Genomic DNA, 17,854 nt, shown 5'->3' on the forward strand with positions numbered 1-17,854 from the left:
ACGAAAGCGCTCCGACAATTCGCCATCGGTTTTCGCTCGGCGTGAGGGGACTTGTTACGCCTCTTCGAGCAGCTCCGGGGTCACCGCGGACTCGGTATCGGGGATACCGTCGGTCTTGGCCTTGCGGTCGGCCATCGAAAGCAATCGCCGAATACGGCCCGCGACAGCATCTTTGGTCATCACCGGATCGGCGAGGCGGCCCAGCTCCTCAAGTGATGCCTGCCGGTGCTCAACGCGCAGCTTTCCGGCGGCCGCGAGATGGTCGGGCACTGTGTCGCCAAGGATTTCCAGGGCACGCTCCACGCGCGCAGCCGCAGCGACCGCAGCACGCGCGGACCTGCGCAGGTTCGCGTCGTCGAAATTCGCGAGCCTGTTCGCCGTTGCTCGCACTTCGCGGCGCATCCGGCGTTCTTCCCACGTCAGTCGGGTGTCCTGCGCGCCCATCCGGGTGAGCAAGGCACCGATGGCCTCGCCATCGCGAACCACCACCCGATCACTGCCCCGCACCTCACGCGCCTTCGCGCTCACGCCGAGCCGTCGGGCCGCACCCACCAGGGCCAGCGCGGCCTCCGGTCCCGGGCAGCTGACCTCCAGCGCCGAGGACCGGCCGGGTTCTGTCAGCGAGCCGTGTGCCAGGAACGCGCCACGCCAGGCGGCCTCAGCATCGGCCACGCTGCCGCCGACCACCTGTGCCGGCAGCCCGCGCACCGGGCGCCCCCGCAGATCGAGCAGACCGGTCTGCCGCGCCAACGCTTCTCCGTCCTTGGCGACGCGGACCACATAACGAGTGGTCTTGCGGATGCCGCCCGCGGACAACACGTGCACCACGGCGTTGTAGCCGTACAGATCAAAGATGTCCTTGCGGAGACGCCGCGCGATGCTGCCCTGGTCGACTTCTGCCTCGACGACAACCCGGCCGCTGACGATATGCAGTCCGCCGGCGAACCGCAGCAGCGACGCGACCTCGGCGCGGCGGCTACTGACCTGAGTCACCACCAGGCGGCTCAGTTCGTCTTTGACCTCGGCGGTCATCGCCACGGGGTGTCCCCTCTCTGAATTCCATGCTGCGTGCTCCCGCCCCCCGCTGCCAGGCGCACCGTGGATTCGGCATCTGTTCCCGCGGCCGCGGCCGCGCTACCCGTTCGTACTCGATCCAAGACCGCCGACAGTTTCGCAGGGTCATGTAAATGTGTACCAGGGCGCGAGACGTCAGCGAACTGAACGTGCGCATTGAACAGGGCGGCTGCCCTGGTCAAGTGGTCGCGTTCGGTGTCATCTGCGGATGCGGATTCGACGACGATGTCGTGTACACCGAACTCGGGCGCGTGTTGCGAGAGTACGTGCAAATGACGCTCCGCGGAAAAGCCCGCCGTCTCGCCCGGCTCCGGTGCCAGATTCAGGATCAGGGCCTTGCGGGCCTGGGTCTGCTGCAAAGCAGCGAAAAGTTCGGGCACCAGGACATGCGGGATGACACTGGTGAACCAGGACCCGGGCCCTAAAACCACCAGGTCGGCGGCCATGATGGCCTCCACGGCCTGCCGGGTGGCCGGCGGGTTGCCCGGATGCATCCGTACGCGGCGCACCTTGCCGGGGGTAGTCGCCAGCGCCACCTGCCCGCGGATCACCCGGCTCATCCGCGGGTCGGACTCCAGACCGGATACGTCGGCCTCGATCTGCAACGGAATCGGGCACATCGGCAGCACCCGGCCGGTGATGCCGAGCATGCGGCCCATCTCGTCGAGCGCGGAGACCGGATCGGCGAGCATGTCGGTGAGCCCGGCCAGGATCAGGTTGCCGATCGGGTGCCCCGCCAGCCCGCCATTGCCGCCCAGGCGGTGCTGGATGGCCGTGGCCCACATGCGCCCGCGCGGGCTGTCGGAGGCGAGCGCCGCTAACGCCATGCGCAGATCGCCGGGTGGCACGATCCCGAGCTCGGAACGAATTCGCCCGGACGAGCCGCCGTCATCGGACACCGTGACCACGGCGGTGATGTCATGGGTGAGCCGTCGCGCCGCCGAAAGTGTGGCGTACAGACCGTGGCCACCACCGAGGGCAACGATCCGGGGTTCGCGGCGCGTGAACGGCTGGTCGATGCCGGGGTTCATTCGCGCCCCAAGTCGCGGTGCAATACCCGCACCGACAGGTCTTCATCGGGGGCAAAGGAAGCGGCCAGGGCCTCGGTGATCGCGACACTGCGATGCTTGCCGCCGGTACAGCCAACCGCGATTGTCATGTAGCGCTTTCCCTCTCGCCGGTAACCGTCGATGACGAGGTTCAGCAGCCGATGGTAGGTGTCCAGGAACTCGTCCGCGCCGGGTTGGCTCAATACGTACTGGCTCACCGACGGATGCTGACCGGTATGCGGTCGCAGCTCGTCAACCCAGTGTGGGTTCGGTAGAAATCGGACGTCGACGACCATATCGGCATCCATCGGTAGCCCATATTTGAATCCGAAAGATTCCACGGTGACGCTCAGATGTGCGACCGTCTCGGTGCTGAAGGCACGCTCGATAGCGGCACGTAGTGCGGGCACGGGCAACGACGATGTGTCGATGACCAGATCCGCCGAGGCCCGGATGGGTGAGAGCAACGTGCGTTCGGCGGCGATGCCCTCGGCAAGGGTCTGACCGCCCTGCAGCGGGTGACTGCGCCGGTTCTGTTCGTAGCGGCGCACCAGGCTCTCGTCGGATGCCTCCAGGAAAAGCACACGTGGGCTGATCCCCCGGGTGGCCAGGTCGGCACGCACCGATTCCAGATCGCCGGTGAAGCCCCGGGAGCGGACATCCATCACCACCGCAAGCTGCGTGATGCGTGAACCCGCGGCAAGACCCAGGTCCACCATCCGGGTGATCAATTCGGGCGGCAGGTTATCGGCGACATACCATCCCAGGTCTTCGAGCACCTTGGCGGTGGTGCCGCGTCCCGCGCCCGATAGGCCCGTGACCAGGACGACGTCGATATCGGCGTTCGCGGGTCCGCTGGCCACGCTAAGAGGATCGATTGTCATCGACTCCATTTTCGACCATGGCGGGCAGTGGTGCTTCGGTTGCACCGGAAGTCGCCTCCGAATTGACTGGACCAACGAGCGCCTCACGTACCGCCAGTGCGGTGGCCGCACCGATGCCCGGAACCGCGGTGATCTCCTCGACGCTGGCCTTCTTGAGCTGCGCCACCGAACCGAAGTGCGAGACGAGCGCGGCCCGGCGCGCCTCCCCCAGCCCCGGTATGCCATCGAGCACCGAGGCGGTCATCCGCCGGGACCTCTTGCTGCGATGGAACGTGATGGCGAATCGGTGCGCCTCGTCGCGAACACGCTGCAGCAGATACAACGCCTCACTCGTCCTCGGCAGAATCACCGGATCCGGCTCACCCGGCACCCACACCTCCTCGAGGCGCTTGGCCAATCCAATGACCGCGACATCGGTGACACCCAGCTCGCTCAGTTCGGCAGCGGCCGCGTTGACCTGGGGCGCGCCCCCATCGACGACGAAAAGGTTGGGCGGATAGGCGAACTTCCTCGACCTGCCTTCCGGAGCCGCAACGCCGGCGACGTCCAATACCGGAGCCGCAACGCCGGCGACGTCCAATACCGCACCACTGTCACCGTGAACCTGCTGATCCTGCACGTGCCGGGCGAATCGGCGCCGCGTCACCTCCGCAATGGACCCGACGTCGTCGGAGCGCCCATCCCCGGCAGCCTCCCTGATGCTGTAGTGGCGGTAGTCCGACCGGCGGGACAGCCCATCCTCGAAGACCACCAGCGAAGCCACCACGTCGGTGCCCTGGACATGGCTGATGTCGATGCACTCGATGCGCAGCGGCGCCTGCTCCAGGCCGAGCGCATCCTGAAGCTCCTGCAACGCCGCCGACCTTGTGGTGAGATCGCCTGCGCGCTTGAGCTTGTGCTGCGACAGGGCCTCTTTGGCATTGCGCTCCACCGTCTCGGCGAGCGCCTTTTTGTCGCCACGCTGCGGTACCCGCAATGAGACCCGGGAACCCCGTAGACCGGTCAACCAAGAGGTCATGCCCTCGGCATCACGCGGCAGCACCGGCACGAGAACCTCACGCGGCACCGGGGCCACGTCGGCATCCGTGTCGGCGACATAAGCGAGATCGGCCTGGTCGCCGTAAAACTGAGTGAGGAACTGTTCGACGAGTCCCTCAAGATCGGAATCGCCCGGGTCCCCCGACTTTTCGACAATCCAGCCACGTTGGCCGCGAACCCGCCCACCACGCACATGGAACACCTGCACCGCGGCTTCCAGCTCGTCGTCGGCGAAGGCCACCACATCGGCGTCGGTGCCATCTCCGAACACAACAGTCTGTCGCTCCAGTGCACGCTGCAAGGCAGAAATGTTGTCGCGCAGCCGCGCCGCCCGCTCGAAATTGAGTTCCTTAGCCGCGTGGTTCATTTCACGTTCCATGTCCCGGGCCAGACGATCCGTCTTGCCAGAGAGGAAGTCGCAGAAATCGAGAACGATCTCCCGGTGCTCTTCGGCGCTCACCCGCCCGATGCAGGGCGCCGAACATTTCTCGATGTATCCCAGCAAGCAGGGGCGGTCAATCTGTTTGTGCCGCTTGAACACTCCGTTAGAGCAGGTGCGGGCCGGGAAGACCCGGGTAAGCAAGTCGAGCGTCTCCCTGATCGCCCACGCATGCGAGTACGGGCCGAAGTAACGCACGCCCTTACGGCGAGGCCCGCGATAGACGAACAGCCGCGGGTACTCCTCGTTGAGCGTGACGGCGAGCACCGGATACGACTTGTCGTCGCGGTAGCGCACATTGAAGCGCGGATCGAATTCCTTGATCCAGTTGTACTCGAGCTGCAGCGCTTCGACCTCAGTGCCCACCACGGTCCACTCCACGCTGCCCGCAGTGGTGACCATCTGCCGGGTACGCGGATGCAGACTGGCGACATCGGCGAAGTACGAGGTGAGCCGGCTACGAAGGCTCTTGGCCTTGCCCACGTAGATGACCCGTCCGTGCGGATCACGGAATCGATAGACCCCCGGCTCGACGGGTATCGAGCCGGGAGCCGGTCGATAGGTCGAGGGATCAGGCACGTATCCAGGCTAGTCGCGGAGTCCGACTAACCCTGGCGAGCAGAGCACGTCCGGCCCGGCCCGTCAGTGGTCGGACCAAGGAATCCCCAGCAGCTCCTGCTCAACCTCGGACTCCCACACGCCAAATGGATCGTCCGCGTAGTTCTTGCATCGATAGTGCTCGGGGTCTTCGTGCGGGGCGCACGGCGGAATGTCCGCGTGCGCAACGTTCAGACTTGCAGTGGCAAACAACGCCAATGCGGCCATTCCGATGATGGATCCTCGCTTCAGGAGGCCAGTGATAAATGCAACACTGCGCATCGCCATTGCCCCCTATTCCGAATCGCCGACTGATTCAAGCGACTCGGCACTGCACCTGCTCTTGAAATCGGTGAGTGGCCGACGAATATCCTGAAGATCTTGTTTTACATCCGGGTGTGAGCTCATGTACTGCCGCAGTTCAGTACGAATTTCCTTAGCATTTTTGCCCTTCAAACCGGACAAGAAGTCATTCACGTCAGGGTGCGTGTGCAGATAGACCGATTCCGAGGCGGAAACCCCCGCCACAATCCCCGCTAAGTCAGCAGCCGAGCAGTCGGGCGGTTCGGCACTTGGGTCTGCGTGAGCAATATTACAAAGAAATACACCCCCGATAAGCATCGACGACACGTATCCAGACATCACCTTCGCCACGGCTATTCGCATAAACAACAGTATGCATCGAGCTAACGTTGTTAACCCATTGATGGGTAGCTGTTTACTTGATCAGGCTCAATCGTTGGATTGCTGTTCATGCGACAACCCGGCACGTATCCGCACCCGACCAGGCTGGGCCCCGCACTTAACGCAGCTCAGAATCACGGGCTTCCAGACGCGGCGCGTGTGATCGGCTAGCCTGAAAAGAGAATCAACTACAAGGTGAGGGCTTCATGACGGTGCGTAGATTGCCTGGTGGATTCATACCCGTCCTGCTCGTAGCGGCTTCCAGCTTTTCTCTGGCGACGGCGATTCACGCGCAGGCCCGACCGTCGAACGACGCCGATGCGGTGATCAACAGCCTGCAGGCCAGCGGCTATCGCGTCACCGTGACGAGAATCGGATCCGGTCATCCAGATAACTGCACCGTCCAATCCGTCAATCAGCAATCGCCGGTTTCCAACGTCGCCAGCGCGCGTGATATGCGCAACAGGCCGACATCAGTTCCAGTCTCCACCAAGGTCGCCCACGTCACGCTGGCGTGCTGACACAGAAGGACGAATTGAATGAAGTTCGGCATTAGTTCCCTGGCCACCGCATTGCTGACGATGAGCGGGATCGCCTTGTCACCCGCGATCGCCGCGGCCGATCCCGACACCCCGGCACCCGCACCGAATTCTGAAGCTGCCACGCGCACAGCGATACTTCCCGTCTTCGCGCAGGAGGGCATCAAGGTCAGGACCGGTAAACCCGGCGAGCTGCTGACAATCCACCTGCCCGACAGCGCACCCCTCATGCCCGCCGAATGGGGCCCCGACGGAGAGGCGACCTATCGGTCTGCCGACACCGACTTCACGGTGACCCCCCTTGTCGACGGCGGCGAGTACTTCACCATCGTGAAGAAGAACCCTTCCGACTCGTTCGACTACAACCTGCACCTCGCGCTTCCCGCGGGCACACACTGGGTGCGTCATGACACCACGCTGCTGATCGAATCCGATGCTGGTCCGGATCAGCCGCCACTGCTGGTCGGGATGTTCGCATCCCCGGCAGTAACCAACAGCAAGGGCACCGCGATCCCGCTGACCGTCACGATCGATCCCGATGGCCAGTCGGTGCTGTCCGCCCGAAGTTCTGAACTCACCAACACGCCCGTCGAAATCGGTTTCTCCTACCACCCGGTGGATCTCACGCGGTAGCCGCTAACGTCATGGAACTGTGAGGATTCCACCACGACCGCTAGCCGTCCTCGCCCTCGCCGCACTCGTGACGGTCGGCTGCTCGACCGACCACGCAATGCGTCCGGGCGCCGGATCCGAGCCGTGCAGCATCGTCACCAACGGCGTTCCCGTCACGAACACCGCCACCGCGGGTCCCTCCGGGGAACGCGATATCTCCACCAACCCCGAGGTCGCGACCGGCTATCGCACGGGCATGACGGCCGTTCGCACTGCCAGCTTTGCCGTCGCGACGGCCAACCCGCTGGCCACCCAGGCGGCCTGTCGGGTGCTACGCGACGGCGGCTCCGCGGCTGACGCATTGATCACCGCACAAGCCGTCCTCGGGCTCGTCGAGCCACAATCCTCCGGGATCGGTGGCGGAGGTTTCCTCGTCTACTACGACGCCAAGACCGGCGCCGTCGAGACATACGACGGCCGCGAGGTGGCTCCCGCGGCCGCCACCGAAAATTATCTGCGCTGGATCGATGACGCCAACAGAGCCAAGCCCATGCCCGATGCCCGATCATCGGGCCGGTCCATCGGGGTTCCCGGCATCCTTCGTTTACTCCACGACGCCCATTCCGCGCATGGCACCGTTTCATGGCGCGATTTGTTCACACCGGCAGTTCAATTGGCCGACGAAGGTTTCGAGATCAGCCCGCGCCTCGCCGCCGCCATCAGCGACTCGGCGGCCGGCCTTGCCATCGATCCCGAGGCGGGCACGTACTTTCTCAACCCCGACGGATCAGCGAAATCCGCGGGGACCAGGCTGACCAATCCGGCTTACGCGAAAACCCTCGGCGCGGTGGCCACCGACGGACCTGAGGCGTTCTACCGGGGCGCCATCGCCGAGGACATCGTCGCGGCGGCAGCAGATACCTCGTCCGGCCGCACCCCGAGCCTGATGACGACGGCCGATCTCTCCGGGTACACGGCCAAGCGCCGTGAATCCCTCTGCACCACATACCGCGATCACGAAATCTGCGGCATGCCGGCACCATCCTCGGGTGGCATCGCCGTCGCCGCCACCCTGGGCATCCTGCAGAACTTTCCGATGGCCTCCTACCGCCCCACCGACGTCGACCTGGACGGCGGCAGACCCACGGTGGACGGAGTGCACTACATTGCGGAGGCCGAGCGGCTGGCCTACGCCGATCGCGACAAGTACGTCGCCGACACCGATTTCGTGGCACTGCCGGGTAATTCACCCAACACCCTGCTCAACCCGAACTATCTCAGCGCACGTGCCAGGCTGATCTCCGGCGAGAGGACGATGGGCACCGCCAGGCCCGGCGAATTCAACGTTCCAGCCTCTGCGGCGGTGTCCACTCCCGAACACGGCACCAGCCAGGTGACGGTCGTCGATAGGCGAGGCAATGCCGCATCGCTCACCACCACAGTGGAATCCGCATTCGGCTCCTTCCACATGGTCGACGGCTTCATCCTCAACAATCAGCTCACCGACTTCTCCGCCGAGCCCGTGGGCAAGGACGGGCTTCCCATTGCCAACCGGCTACAACCAGGGAAACGGCCGCGCAGCTCCATGGCCCCCACCCTGGTCTTCGAACGTGCGGAGTCCGGCAAGCGTGGCGCCCTGCTGCTGGCGCTGGGTTCTCCGGGCGGTGCGGTGATCATCCAATTCGTGGTGAAAACCCTTGTCGGCATTTTGGATTGGGGACTCGACCCGCAACAGGCGGTTTCCATGGTGGACTTCGGCGCCAACAATTCACGCAAGACAAATATCGGTGGAGAACACCCCAACATCGACGCGCACAACAACGGCTCCGATGATCCACTGGTCCAAGGGCTGCGCAGTCGCGGACACACTGTCGATGTCGCCGACCAGTCCAGTGGGCTGTCGGCGCTGGTGCGACGAGGTCAGGGGTGGATCGGTGGTGCGGATCCGCGCCGTGAGGGCCTCGTCATGGGTGACACAGGGTGAGCACCCAGATCAGCCCAACTCGCCCTGCCCGGCCCCGTCGATCACGCCCGCGCGCGAAGTGTCCTTGAGCGACACGCCAGAACGGCCCAACCGGCGCGCGCCACCGACCAGACTCGCCGCGATGTGTGCGGCCTCCCGGTAACTCAGCCCGTCCGGCGGGTGGATATTGGAAATGCAATTGCGGTCGGCATCGGTACAACCCGGGCGCGGCAGATGCGTGAGATAGATGCCGAGACTGTCGACAACGCTGAGGCCCGGGCGCTCGCCAATGATCACAATCAGCGTGCGGTACCGCCCCTGCGCGGCGATGTGATCGCCCAGCGCCACCCGGGACTGCGTGGCGATCACGGGTGCGGCCAGGCTGTAGGAAACGCCAAGCTGCAGAACGAGTTCGCACAGCAGCGGGACGCCGTGGCGCATGAGGGCCGTGGGTGACAGACCATCGGCCAGCACGAAGCCGATATCGGCGCCTTCCCGCGGCACCGACGACAAGTCCGCCGGCAACCGCCCGAGGTCGGGTCTGCGTAAATACTCTGCACGCGAACTCACTTGACTGGTGACCACCGTGGGCGTCCCCAGTCCTATACCACCGACTTCGGCGGTGAGACGCTTGGTATCTAGGGGCACGTGGACCGCATCGCGGGCGACCGCGTGCGCGGCGGCCAAGTCCAGCACATCCCGCGTGTGCAGCGCATTGCCCGCCCGGTCCAGACCGATCCGGGCCTGGGTGTTCACCCTCAGTTCTTTCCAAAACTTTTGGCGGGCAACATCACCTGTCGTCATCAGGCACCCGATGCCGTCAGCGCACGCAACGGCGAGCTCATCACGTCAAAGGGAGTGAGAGCGCCGGCTTCGTCGACCATTCCGATGGCACGCAGCCACTGTTCGAACTCGGGTGCCGGACGCAGGCCCAGCGTCCGGCGCGCTTGCAGGACATCATGAAACGACAGACTCTGGTAGCCGAGCATCACATCGTCGGCACCGGGAACAGTGATGACGAATGCCACCCCGGCCGCGGCAAGCAGGATCAGCAGTGTGTCCATGTCGTTCTGATCGGCCTCTGCGTGGTTGGTGTAACAAACATCGACACCCATCGGCAGACCAAGCAGCTTGCCGCAGAAATGGTCCTCCAATCCGGCGCGGATGATCTGCTTTCCGTCGTAGAGGTATTCCGGCCCGATGAATCCGACAACGGTGTTGACCAGGAATGGCTCCAGATCGCGGGCCACTGCGTAGGCGCGCGTTTCGAGGGTCTGCTGATCGACAGGTTTGTCGCCGGTACCCAGGTGGGCCTGGGAGCTCAGCGCCGAACCCTGCCCGGTTTCGAGGTACATGACGTTGTCACCGACGGTCCCGCGCCGCAGCGCCCGGGTCGCATCGCGACCTTCACGCAGCAACGCAATGTTCACTCCGAAAGCAGAATTGGCGCCCTCGGTGCCGGCGATCGATTGGAACGTCAGATCTACCGGCGCGCCCCGCTCGATCAATCCGATGGTGGTGGTGATGTGTGACAGGACGCATGACTGGGTCGGAATGTCGTAGCGCGATCTGATGGAGTCCAGCAGATGAAGCAGCTCCGAGGTGGCTTCCGGCGAATCGGTCGCCGGGTTGATACCGATCACCGCGTCACCGCACCCCAGAAGCAGCCCATCGAGCACGGCTGCGGCGACACCCCGGGGATCGTCGGTGGGGTGATTCGGTTGTAGCCGGGTGGCCAGCGTGCCCACGCCACCCACCGTGGTGCGGAAAGCCGCGCTCACCCGCATCGCCGACCCGACCGCGACCAGGTCTTGATTGCGCATGATCTTGCTGACCGCCGCCGCCATCTCCGGGGTTACCCCGGCAGACACGGCAGCGATGCGCTGAGCGCCGTCGTCGCGGGAAGCACTCTGCAGCAACCAATCCCGAAAGCCGCCTACCGTCAGATGCGAGATGTCCGAGTACGCGCGACGATCGTGGCTGTCGATAATCAGCCGGGTCACCTCATCGGTTTCGTAGGGCACCACCGCTTCGTTGAGAAAAGTGTCGAGTGGCAGGTCCGCGAGAACCCATGCCGCGGCTGCCCGTTCGGCATCAGAATCCGCCGCGCAGCCAGCCAGCTGATCACCCGATCGCAGCGGCGTCGCCTTGGCCATCACATCCACGAGCCCGTCGAAGGTGTAGCTCACCCCCGCGATCTGTTGCCGGTACTTCACGTGAGCTCGCTTTCGGCCTCCACCAGCATCGCGAACTCCTCGTCGGGCGAATTCGCCACCAGGCGGTGGCGGCTATAGAGCGCGAAATACACCATGAACGCTGCGAACACGGCCAGACACAGGCCCGCCGCCACCGGGTTCACGAGGAACGTAGCGATGACCGCCAGCACCGCGACGACCAGGGCGAAGCCGGTGGTGGCAATGCCGCCCGGAGTGCGGTACGGGCGCGGCATGTTCGGCTCACGCACCCGCAGCACAATGTGGCTGACCATCATCAGCACGTAACTCAGGGCAGCACCGAAGACCGCCATATTCAGCAGCAGGTCGCCGTGCCCCGTCAGCGACAGTGCGAATCCGATGATGCCGGGGACTATCAGTGCCAGTGTCGGGGCCTTACGGGAGTTGGTCACCGACAGAACCGTCGGCAAATAGCCGGCACGGGACAGTGCGAACAGCTGACGCGAGTATGCGTAGATGATCGAGAAGAAGCTCGCGATGAGTCCGGCCAACCCGATGTAGTTGACCAACTTGGCGGCGGTACCGTGGCCGAGCGCCTCGACGAGCGGATTACCTGAATCCGACATCTGTTCCGCGCCACCGGCACCGGTGGTCAGCACCAGCGCGATCGCACAAGTCACCAGGAGCACGCCGATCGCTGCGATGATCCCCCGCGGCACATTGCGTTCCGGGTTCGCCGTCTCCTCGGCCGCCAGCGGAACACCCTCCACGGCGAGGAAGAACCAAATGGCGAACGGGATGGCAGCCCAGATTCCCAGGTAGCCATGCGGCAGGACACTCGACGCTCCCGCGGCACCTTCATCCACCACGATGTTGGTCAGGTTGTGGATGTCGAAATGACCGGCGGCGGCGACCGCGAAGATCAGCAGGCCCACCAATGCAATCACGGTGATGGCGAACATCACCTTCAGCGCTTCACCGACGCCCGACAGATGAATCCCGATGAAGACGGCATAGGCGGCCAGGTAGACCCACCACCCATTGGTGATGCCGAACAGCCCCAACGACTGGACGTATGCGCCGATGAAGGTGGCGATGGCCGCCGGGGCGATCGAGTACTCGATGAGAATTGCTGTGCCGGTGGCAAATCCACCCCACGGACCGAGAGCCCGGCGCGCAAAGGTATAGCCGCCCCCTGCCGTCGGCAGTGCCGAAGACAGCTCCGCCATGCCCAGCACCAGCGCCAGGTACATACCGGCGATCACTACGGTGGCGATCGCCAGTCCACCGAAGCCGCCTTGGCTCAGCCCGAAGTTCCAGCCCGAATAATCGCCGGACACCACATAACTCACCCCGAGGCCGGCCAGCAGCAGCCAGCCCGCGCTCCCCGATTTGAGTTGACGCTTACGCAGATAGTCCGCGCTCTCGAGGTGCTCCTCGACTAGGCCATGCTTGGTGGTCGCCATATATCGTTTCCTTGCTCTCCGCAGATCAATTCAGTGGGATGACGTCGCTTTCGGGTGATATCGCCGATGGCGATGGTCAGAAGAATCCCTGCGCCTTGGAGCTGTAGGACACCAGCAGGTTCTTGGTCTGCTGATAGTGGTCAAGCATCATCTTGTGGTTCTCCCGGCCGATTCCGGACCGCTTGTAGCCACCGAAGGCCGCGTGCGCGGGGTACTGGTGGTAGCAGTTGGTCCACACGCGACCCGCCTTGATGTCACGCCCGGCGCGGTAGGCGATGTTGCCGTCGCGGCTCCACACTCCCGCGCCCAGCCCGTAGGGAGTGTCGTTGGCGATGGCGATGGCATCGTCATAGTCGGCGAACGAGGTCACTGCCAGCACCGGCCCGAAAATCTCCTCCTGGAAGATCCGCATCGAGTTCGTGCCGGCGAAGACCGTGGGTGTCACGTAGTAACCGCCCGACAGATCGCCCCCGAGCTCGGCCCGCTCACCACCGGTAACCAGCCGTGCCCCTTCGGATTTGCCGATGTCGATGTACGACATGATCTTTTCGAGCTGCTCGTGGGAGGCCTGCGCCCCCATCATCGTCTCGGTGTCCAGCGGATCACCCTGGCGGATGGCCTTGGTACGGATGGCGGCCAGCTCCAGGAACTCATCGAAGATGTCGGCCTGTATCAGGCTCCGCGAAGGACAGGTGCACACCTCACCCTGGTTGAACGCGAACATCGTGAACCCTTCCAGGGCCTTGTCCTGGAAATCGTCACCGGCGACCATCACGTCGGAGAAGAAGAGGTTGGGGCTCTTGCCACCGAGCTCCAGGGTGACCGGAATCAGGTTCTGGCTGGCGTACTGCATGATCAGCCGGCCGGTGCTGGTTTCGCCGGTGAAGGCTATCTTGGCGATCCGGCTGCTGGATGCCAGTGGCTTACCCGCCTCCACCCCGAACCCGTTGACGATGTTCACCACACCGGGAGGCAGAAGATCACCGATGAGAGAGAACAGGTACAGGATGGACGCCGGGGTTTGTTCGGCGGGCTTGAGCACCACCGTGTTGCCCGCGGCGATGGCCGGGGCGAGTTTCCAACTCGCCATCAGCAGCGGGAAGTTCCACGGGATGATCTGCCCGACCACGCCGAGTGGCTCGTGGAAGTGGTAGGCGACAGTGTCCTCGTCGATCTGCGAGAGTGAACCCTCTTGCGCCCTAAGGACACCGGCGAAGTACCGGAAATGATCGATGGCCAACGGGATGTCTGCGTTCAGGGTTTCCCGGACGGGCTTGCCGTTGTCCCACGACTCGGCCACGGCGATGGACTGCAGGTTGGATTCCATCCGGTCGGCAATCCTGTTGAGGATGAGCGCACGATCGGCCGGCGAGGTCTTACCCCAGCCCGGAGCCGCGGCGTGTGCGGCATCGAGAGCGTTCTCCACATCGGCCTCACCGGAACGCGGTATCTCGCAGAACACCTCCCCCGTCACCGGCGTGCGATTCTCGAAGTATCGGCCCTCGGCCGGGGGAACCCATTGCCCACCAATGAAATTCTCGTAGCGGGATGCGAAAGTCATCAGCGATCCCGGCGCACCCGGGCGGGCGTAAACAGTCACGGCGTTCTCCTACCTTCAAGACATCACATGTGTCGGTGATCACTGAAGGTAGGTTTTGGCCCGTTGCAGCACGGTTGCAACTTTCGGCCAGCAGTGGCGGTGCTCAGGCGAGATCGGAGTCCAACGCAATGAGGTGGCCGCGCGCTGCGGAGCGGCCGACAACGCCCGCACCATGATGATCGTGCAGCGCCTGCCATCCCTGGCGGTCATCGCGCGCTTCCGGCAGGTCGAGCCAACGGCGCAGCAGCTGCAGATCACCGTCGGCAAGCACAGCGCCGCGAAGACTAGTGCTCAGCTCCAGGCGCAGCCGCGCAACGGCCGGCGCCGCCGAACGCGGCAACAGCTGGCCCGAGTAGTGGTCCATCGCCCTGGCGATATCTCCGGATCGAAGCGCGGCGAAAACATCACCCATATCGCTTCCCACCTGTTCGAGCAGCCGGTACGGGCGGGACCCGATCAACTCGTCCCCCACGATGCGCCGCAATCGCGACATTTCGGCGCGGATGGTGACGACGTCGAGATCATTTTCGTCGAGCAGTATCGCCAGATGGTCGGCGCTCAGACCCTCCGGGTGGCGCAGCAATAGCGCCATGATCTCGGCATGGCGACCGGACAGCCGGCGCTGTCCTCCGTCGGTGCGCAAAATCGGGCGGTCAGCGCCGAGCAGCGTCACACGCGGTTCGGCATCACTTTCCGGCTGGCCCCGCCGCGGGTAGTTCAGGGCGATGAAATGCTCAACGGCGACTGCCGTCGCACGGACCAAGGCCAGCGTCTGGGCCGATGCAACGGCCGAACCGCCGGTGAGATCGATGCTTCCCAGGGGCTCACCGGTCAGCGGGTCGTGTATCGGCACCGCGGTGCACGACCATGGCCGGACCAACCTGCAGAAATGCTCGCTGCCACGGATCTGCACCTCCCGATCCAGGGCAAGGGCGGTACCGGGGGCGTTCGTGCCCACGGCCCGCTCGCTCCAGTCGGCACCGGGCACGAAGTTCATCGACGCCGCCTTGCGGCTCGCGCCCGCGTCGCCTTCCACCCACAGCAGTGCGCCGTCAGCAGCGGTAACCCCGACAAGTACGCCCGAGTCCGTGGCATGGTCCACGAGCAGACGACGGATGACAGGCAGCGCGCCGGCCAGCGGATGACTGCTGCGCAGCTCGCTCAGGCTCCGCGCGGCGGCCGCCTCGCCGGGACCACGGTCGGGATCGACGCCAGTCGCCAGACTCCGCTGCCAGCTTTCGGTGACAAGGCGCGGCAGCGGTATCGATTCCAGATACGAACCGTCTACCTGGCCCGCCACAAAGAGGTCGTGCGCGTTACGTACGGACGCCAGCGACGCCCGAACACCCCCGCGGCGCGCGGTAGTTCTCGTAGTCGCCACGTTCTCCAAGCTCTCTGCCCTGGCCATATTCGCAGGCACGGTCGGTATTGCCACGATACGTGGACATCGCCGCCAGGACCGGAAACTGAGTGAGATGGCCGTCCGGCCCGCTCAATACCGGCTAGGCCGTGGACGGCTCCGTGTACTTGACGACCAACCCGCGCAGCGCGTCCATCGCGTCGACGGCCCGCTGTTTGTCGATGGCCTGAATCGCCATCAACGGCTCGTATTCGTAGTCGTCCAGGTCCAGCCGTGCCCACTGCGCACCGGCGGGAAATGAGACTCCGACTACCTCGGACCACGGGATGAGTTTGGGACCCAGCACATTACGTACCTCGATCCCCACCACACCGGCACGTACCCGCGGACGCGCGAACATGAGGACCACACCCGCGATGACAAAGCCCACCAACGCGATACCGATCTGGTCGGAGGTCTTGAAGATCACCCCACTATTGGGCGAGATCTTGAGCAGCACCCCCACCGCGACATGCGCGGCCGCGATGATGAAGGCGGCGGCGTACACAAAGTACGGCGAGAGATGCGGTTTGAGGACGAGTTCCCAAGCGTCGTCCCGTGGCGATTCGGTCACGCCTCGGTCCACGGCTGACGGAGCCGGCGCAGGGTCAGCGCGGTGTCGAGCGCTGCCGCCGCCGCCTGGGCGCCCTTGTCTTCGGAGGATTCCGGCAGACCGGCACGGTCGAGGGCCTGCTGCTCGTTGTTCACGGTCAGCACCCCGTTGGCCACCGGTGTGCTGGTATCCAGCGAGACACGGGTAAGGCCGGTAGTCACCGCGTCGCACACGTAGTTGAAATGCGGTGTCTCACCTTGGATTACGACCCCGAGCGCAACGACGGCGTCATGGGTGCGGGCCAGCGCCTGCGCCACGACGGGTATCTCGATGGCGCCCAGAACCCGGACCACGGTCGGACGATCGATTCCCGCGTCCGCTGCTACCCGCTTGGCGCCCTCCAGCAGCGCGGTACAGATCTGGTCGTGCCAGGTGCTGGCCACTATCGCCAAGCTGAGACTCGATGCGTCACCGACCTTCAGTGACGGGATGCCTTCGCCGCTCACGCGCCGTCGGCCTCAGGGTGATCGTCAAGATCCGCCAGGTCATGCCCCATCCGGTCCCGCTTGGTACGCAGGTATCGAATATTCTCCGAGTTGGCGCGCACCGGCAGGGGCACCCGCTCGATGATGTGCAGGCCGTACCCGTCCAACCCCACACGCTTGGCGGGATTGTTGGTCAGCAGGCGCATGGACTTCACCCCGAGGTCCACCAAAATCTGCGCGCCCAAACCGTAGTCACGCGCGTCGGCAGGCAAACCGAGCTTGAGGTTCGCATCCACGGTGTCCTCACCGGCGTCCTGCAATTGGTAGGCCTGCAGCTTGTGCATCAAGCCGATACCGCGCCCCTCGTGGCCGCGCATGTACAGCACGATCCCACGCCCCTCCTTGGCCACCATCTCCATTGCCGCGTCCAGCTGCGGACCGCAATCACAACGGCGAGAACCGAATACGTCACCGGTCAAACACTCAGAGTGCACCCGCACCAACACGTCATTGCCGTCGCCTTCGGGCCCCGAAATATCGCCCAGCACCAGTGCCACATGCTCGACGTCGTCGTAAATGCTCGTGTAGCCCACCGCACGGAACTCTCCGTGCTGAGTGGGAATCCGCGCCTCAGCGATCCGCTCCACATGCTTCTCGTGCTTGCGGCGCCACTCGATCAGGTCCGCGATCGATACCAGGGCAAGGTTGTGTTCGTCGGCGAAGACCCGCAGTTCCTCGGTTTGGGCCATGGCGCCCTCGTCTTTTTGGCTGACGATCTCGCAGATCACCGCGGCGGGCCGTAGCCCCGCCAGCTTCGCCAGATCTACCGAGGCCTCGGTGTGGCCCGGACGCCGCAGCACCCCACCATCCTTGGCGCGCAACGGAACAACGTGACCCGGCTTCGTGAAGTCATCGGGTGCGCTCGTCGCATCGGCCAGCAGCCTCATTGTCGCCGCGCGATCAGACGCCGAAATCCCGGTCCCGATACCATTTTTCGCGTCGACGGTGACCGTGTACGCGGTGCCGTGCTTGTCCTGATTCACCGCGTATTGAGGCAACAGTCCGAGGCGATCGCAATCCTCCCCGGCCAGCGGCACGCAGAGGTAGCCCGACGTGTATCGCACCATGAACGCCACCAACTCCGGGGTGGCCTTCTCCGCGGCGAAAATCAGATCGCCTTCGTTCTCCCGATCCTCATCGTCGACGACGACGATGGCCTTACCGGCGGCGATATCGGCGACAGCGCGTTCGATGCTGTCCAACCTGGTCATGGGGACCACTCTCGTTAGGGGCGTGTG

Annotated in this window: 17 protein-coding genes; 3 read left to right on the forward strand and 14 right to left on the reverse strand. The window is 64.5% G+C overall.

Annotated elements, in window-relative coordinates:
• Positions 1–54 precede the first annotated feature (54 nt).
• The 6 genes from whiA to HBA99_RS13970 all read right to left on the reverse strand — a co-directional run bounded on the left by whiA (position 55) and on the right by HBA99_RS13970 (position 5,702).
• Entirely contained in the window at positions 55–1,032 is a 978-nt protein-coding gene (gene whiA, locus HBA99_RS13945; RefSeq protein WP_030093500.1) for a DNA-binding protein WhiA, read from the reverse strand.
• Entirely contained in the window at positions 1,029–2,105 is a 1,077-nt protein-coding gene (locus tag HBA99_RS13950; protein WP_046253867.1) for a gluconeogenesis factor YvcK family protein, read from the reverse strand. Before HBA99_RS13950 ends, whiA begins: the two co-directional genes overlap by 4 nt.
• Positions 2,102–3,016 (reverse strand): RNase adapter RapZ, encoded by a 915-nt coding sequence (gene rapZ, locus HBA99_RS13955; protein WP_057965939.1) that lies wholly within the window; start codon positions 3,014–3,016, stop codon positions 2,102–2,104. Before rapZ ends, HBA99_RS13950 begins: the two co-directional genes overlap by 4 nt.
• Positions 2,988–5,063 (reverse strand): excinuclease ABC subunit UvrC, encoded by a 2,076-nt coding sequence (uvrC, locus tag HBA99_RS13960; RefSeq protein WP_070952580.1) that lies wholly within the window; start codon positions 5,061–5,063, stop codon positions 2,988–2,990. The genes rapZ and uvrC overlap by 29 nt, the downstream gene beginning before the upstream one ends.
• Before the next feature lie 63 nt (positions 5,064–5,126).
• Positions 5,127–5,363 (reverse strand): hypothetical protein, encoded by a 237-nt coding sequence (locus tag HBA99_RS13965; protein WP_131822834.1) that lies wholly within the window; start codon positions 5,361–5,363, stop codon positions 5,127–5,129.
• Positions 5,364–5,375: 12 nt separating this feature from the next.
• Positions 5,376–5,702: a heme-binding protein gene (locus HBA99_RS13970; protein WP_030093505.1), complete on the reverse strand. Its 327-nt coding sequence runs from the start codon at positions 5,700–5,702 to the stop codon at positions 5,376–5,378.
• 269 nt (positions 5,703–5,971) lie between these two features.
• Here HBA99_RS13970 and HBA99_RS13975 point away from each other — a divergent pair, with 269 nt between their 5' ends.
• Genes HBA99_RS13975 through HBA99_RS13985 form a run of 3 tightly spaced genes read left to right on the forward strand, consistent with a single transcriptional unit; the run spans position 5,972 to position 8,900 of the window.
• Positions 5,972–6,286, forward strand: coding sequence for a hypothetical protein (locus tag HBA99_RS13975; protein ID WP_057967980.1), 315 nt, complete (start codon positions 5,972–5,974; stop codon positions 6,284–6,286).
• A gap of 18 nt (positions 6,287–6,304) precedes the next feature.
• On the forward strand, positions 6,305–6,937 hold the full coding sequence (locus tag HBA99_RS13980) for a hypothetical protein (RefSeq protein WP_030093507.1): 633 nt from the start codon (positions 6,305–6,307) through the stop codon (positions 6,935–6,937).
• 19 nt (positions 6,938–6,956) lie between these two features.
• Positions 6,957–8,900, forward strand: a complete 1,944-nt coding sequence (locus HBA99_RS13985) for a gamma-glutamyltransferase family protein (RefSeq protein ID WP_109494443.1) — start codon at positions 6,957–6,959, stop codon at positions 8,898–8,900.
• 9 nt (positions 8,901–8,909) lie between these two features.
• Here HBA99_RS13985 and eutC read toward each other — a convergent pair whose 3' ends face one another.
• The 8 genes from eutC to HBA99_RS14025 all read right to left on the reverse strand — a co-directional run bounded on the left by eutC (position 8,910) and on the right by HBA99_RS14025 (position 17,827).
• The gene (gene eutC / locus HBA99_RS13990) at positions 8,910–9,683 is read right to left on the reverse strand and encodes an ethanolamine ammonia-lyase subunit EutC (RefSeq protein ID WP_070952583.1); all 774 of its coding nucleotides are present in this window, start codon (positions 9,681–9,683) and stop codon (positions 8,910–8,912) included.
• Complete coding sequence (locus tag HBA99_RS13995; RefSeq protein WP_070952584.1) at positions 9,683–11,095, reverse strand: ethanolamine ammonia-lyase subunit EutB; 1,413 nt, start codon at positions 11,093–11,095, stop codon at positions 9,683–9,685. The genes eutC and HBA99_RS13995 overlap by 1 nt, the downstream gene beginning before the upstream one ends.
• Complete coding sequence (gene eat / locus HBA99_RS14000; protein ID WP_070952585.1) at positions 11,092–12,519, reverse strand: ethanolamine permease; 1,428 nt, start codon at positions 12,517–12,519, stop codon at positions 11,092–11,094. Before eat ends, HBA99_RS13995 begins: the two co-directional genes overlap by 4 nt.
• 76 nt (positions 12,520–12,595) lie before the next feature.
• Positions 12,596–14,119, reverse strand: a complete 1,524-nt coding sequence (gene adh / locus HBA99_RS14005) for an aldehyde dehydrogenase (protein ID WP_070952586.1) — start codon at positions 14,117–14,119, stop codon at positions 12,596–12,598.
• A gap of 103 nt (positions 14,120–14,222) precedes the next feature.
• Entirely contained in the window at positions 14,223–15,500 is a 1,278-nt protein-coding gene (locus tag HBA99_RS14010; RefSeq protein WP_070952645.1) for a sigma-54-dependent transcriptional regulator family protein, read from the reverse strand.
• 121 nt (positions 15,501–15,621) lie between these two features.
• Positions 15,622–16,092 (reverse strand): PH domain-containing protein, encoded by a 471-nt coding sequence (locus HBA99_RS14015; RefSeq protein ID WP_057967996.1) that lies wholly within the window; start codon positions 16,090–16,092, stop codon positions 15,622–15,624.
• Entirely contained in the window at positions 16,089–16,577 is a 489-nt protein-coding gene (ribH, locus tag HBA99_RS14020; protein ID WP_030093515.1) for a 6,7-dimethyl-8-ribityllumazine synthase, read from the reverse strand. Before ribH ends, HBA99_RS14015 begins: the two co-directional genes overlap by 4 nt.
• Positions 16,574–17,827 (reverse strand): bifunctional 3,4-dihydroxy-2-butanone-4-phosphate synthase/GTP cyclohydrolase II, encoded by a 1,254-nt coding sequence (locus tag HBA99_RS14025; protein WP_030093516.1) that lies wholly within the window; start codon positions 17,825–17,827, stop codon positions 16,574–16,576. Before HBA99_RS14025 ends, ribH begins: the two co-directional genes overlap by 4 nt.
• Between the last annotated feature and the right edge of the window lie 27 nt (positions 17,828–17,854).

The organism is Mycobacteroides chelonae, assembly GCF_016767715.1.
GTDB lineage: Bacteria > Actinomycetota > Actinomycetes > Mycobacteriales > Mycobacteriaceae > Mycobacterium > Mycobacterium gwanakae.

Excerpts from the sequence above, each read along its gene's own strand:
- HBA99_RS13965 (WP_131822834.1), bottom strand. The coding sequence starts at position 5,363 with ATGCGCAGTGTTGCATTTATCACTGGCCTCCTGAAGCGAGGATCCATC.
- eat (WP_070952585.1), bottom strand. The coding sequence starts at position 12,519 with ATGGCGACCACCAAGCATGGCCTAGTCGAGGAGCACCTCGAGAGCGCG.
- HBA99_RS13970 (WP_030093505.1), bottom strand. The coding sequence starts at position 5,702 with ATGCTTATCGGGGGTGTATTTCTTTGTAATATTGCTCACGCAGACCCA.
- whiA (WP_030093500.1), bottom strand. The coding sequence starts at position 1,032 with ATGACCGCCGAGGTCAAAGACGAACTGAGCCGCCTGGTGGTGACTCAG.
- HBA99_RS14025 (WP_030093516.1), bottom strand. The coding sequence starts at position 17,827 with ATGACCAGGTTGGACAGCATCGAACGCGCTGTCGCCGATATCGCCGCC.
- rapZ (WP_057965939.1), bottom strand. The coding sequence starts at position 3,016 with ATGGAGTCGATGACAATCGATCCTCTTAGCGTGGCCAGCGGACCCGCG.
- HBA99_RS13980 (WP_030093507.1), top strand. The coding sequence starts at position 6,305 with ATGAAGTTCGGCATTAGTTCCCTGGCCACCGCATTGCTGACGATGAGC.
- HBA99_RS13975 (WP_057967980.1), top strand. The coding sequence starts at position 5,972 with ATGACGGTGCGTAGATTGCCTGGTGGATTCATACCCGTCCTGCTCGTA.
- eutC (WP_070952583.1), bottom strand. The coding sequence starts at position 9,683 with ATGACGACAGGTGATGTTGCCCGCCAAAAGTTTTGGAAAGAACTGAGG.
- HBA99_RS13950 (WP_046253867.1), bottom strand. The coding sequence starts at position 2,105 with ATGAACCCCGGCATCGACCAGCCGTTCACGCGCCGCGAACCCCGGATC.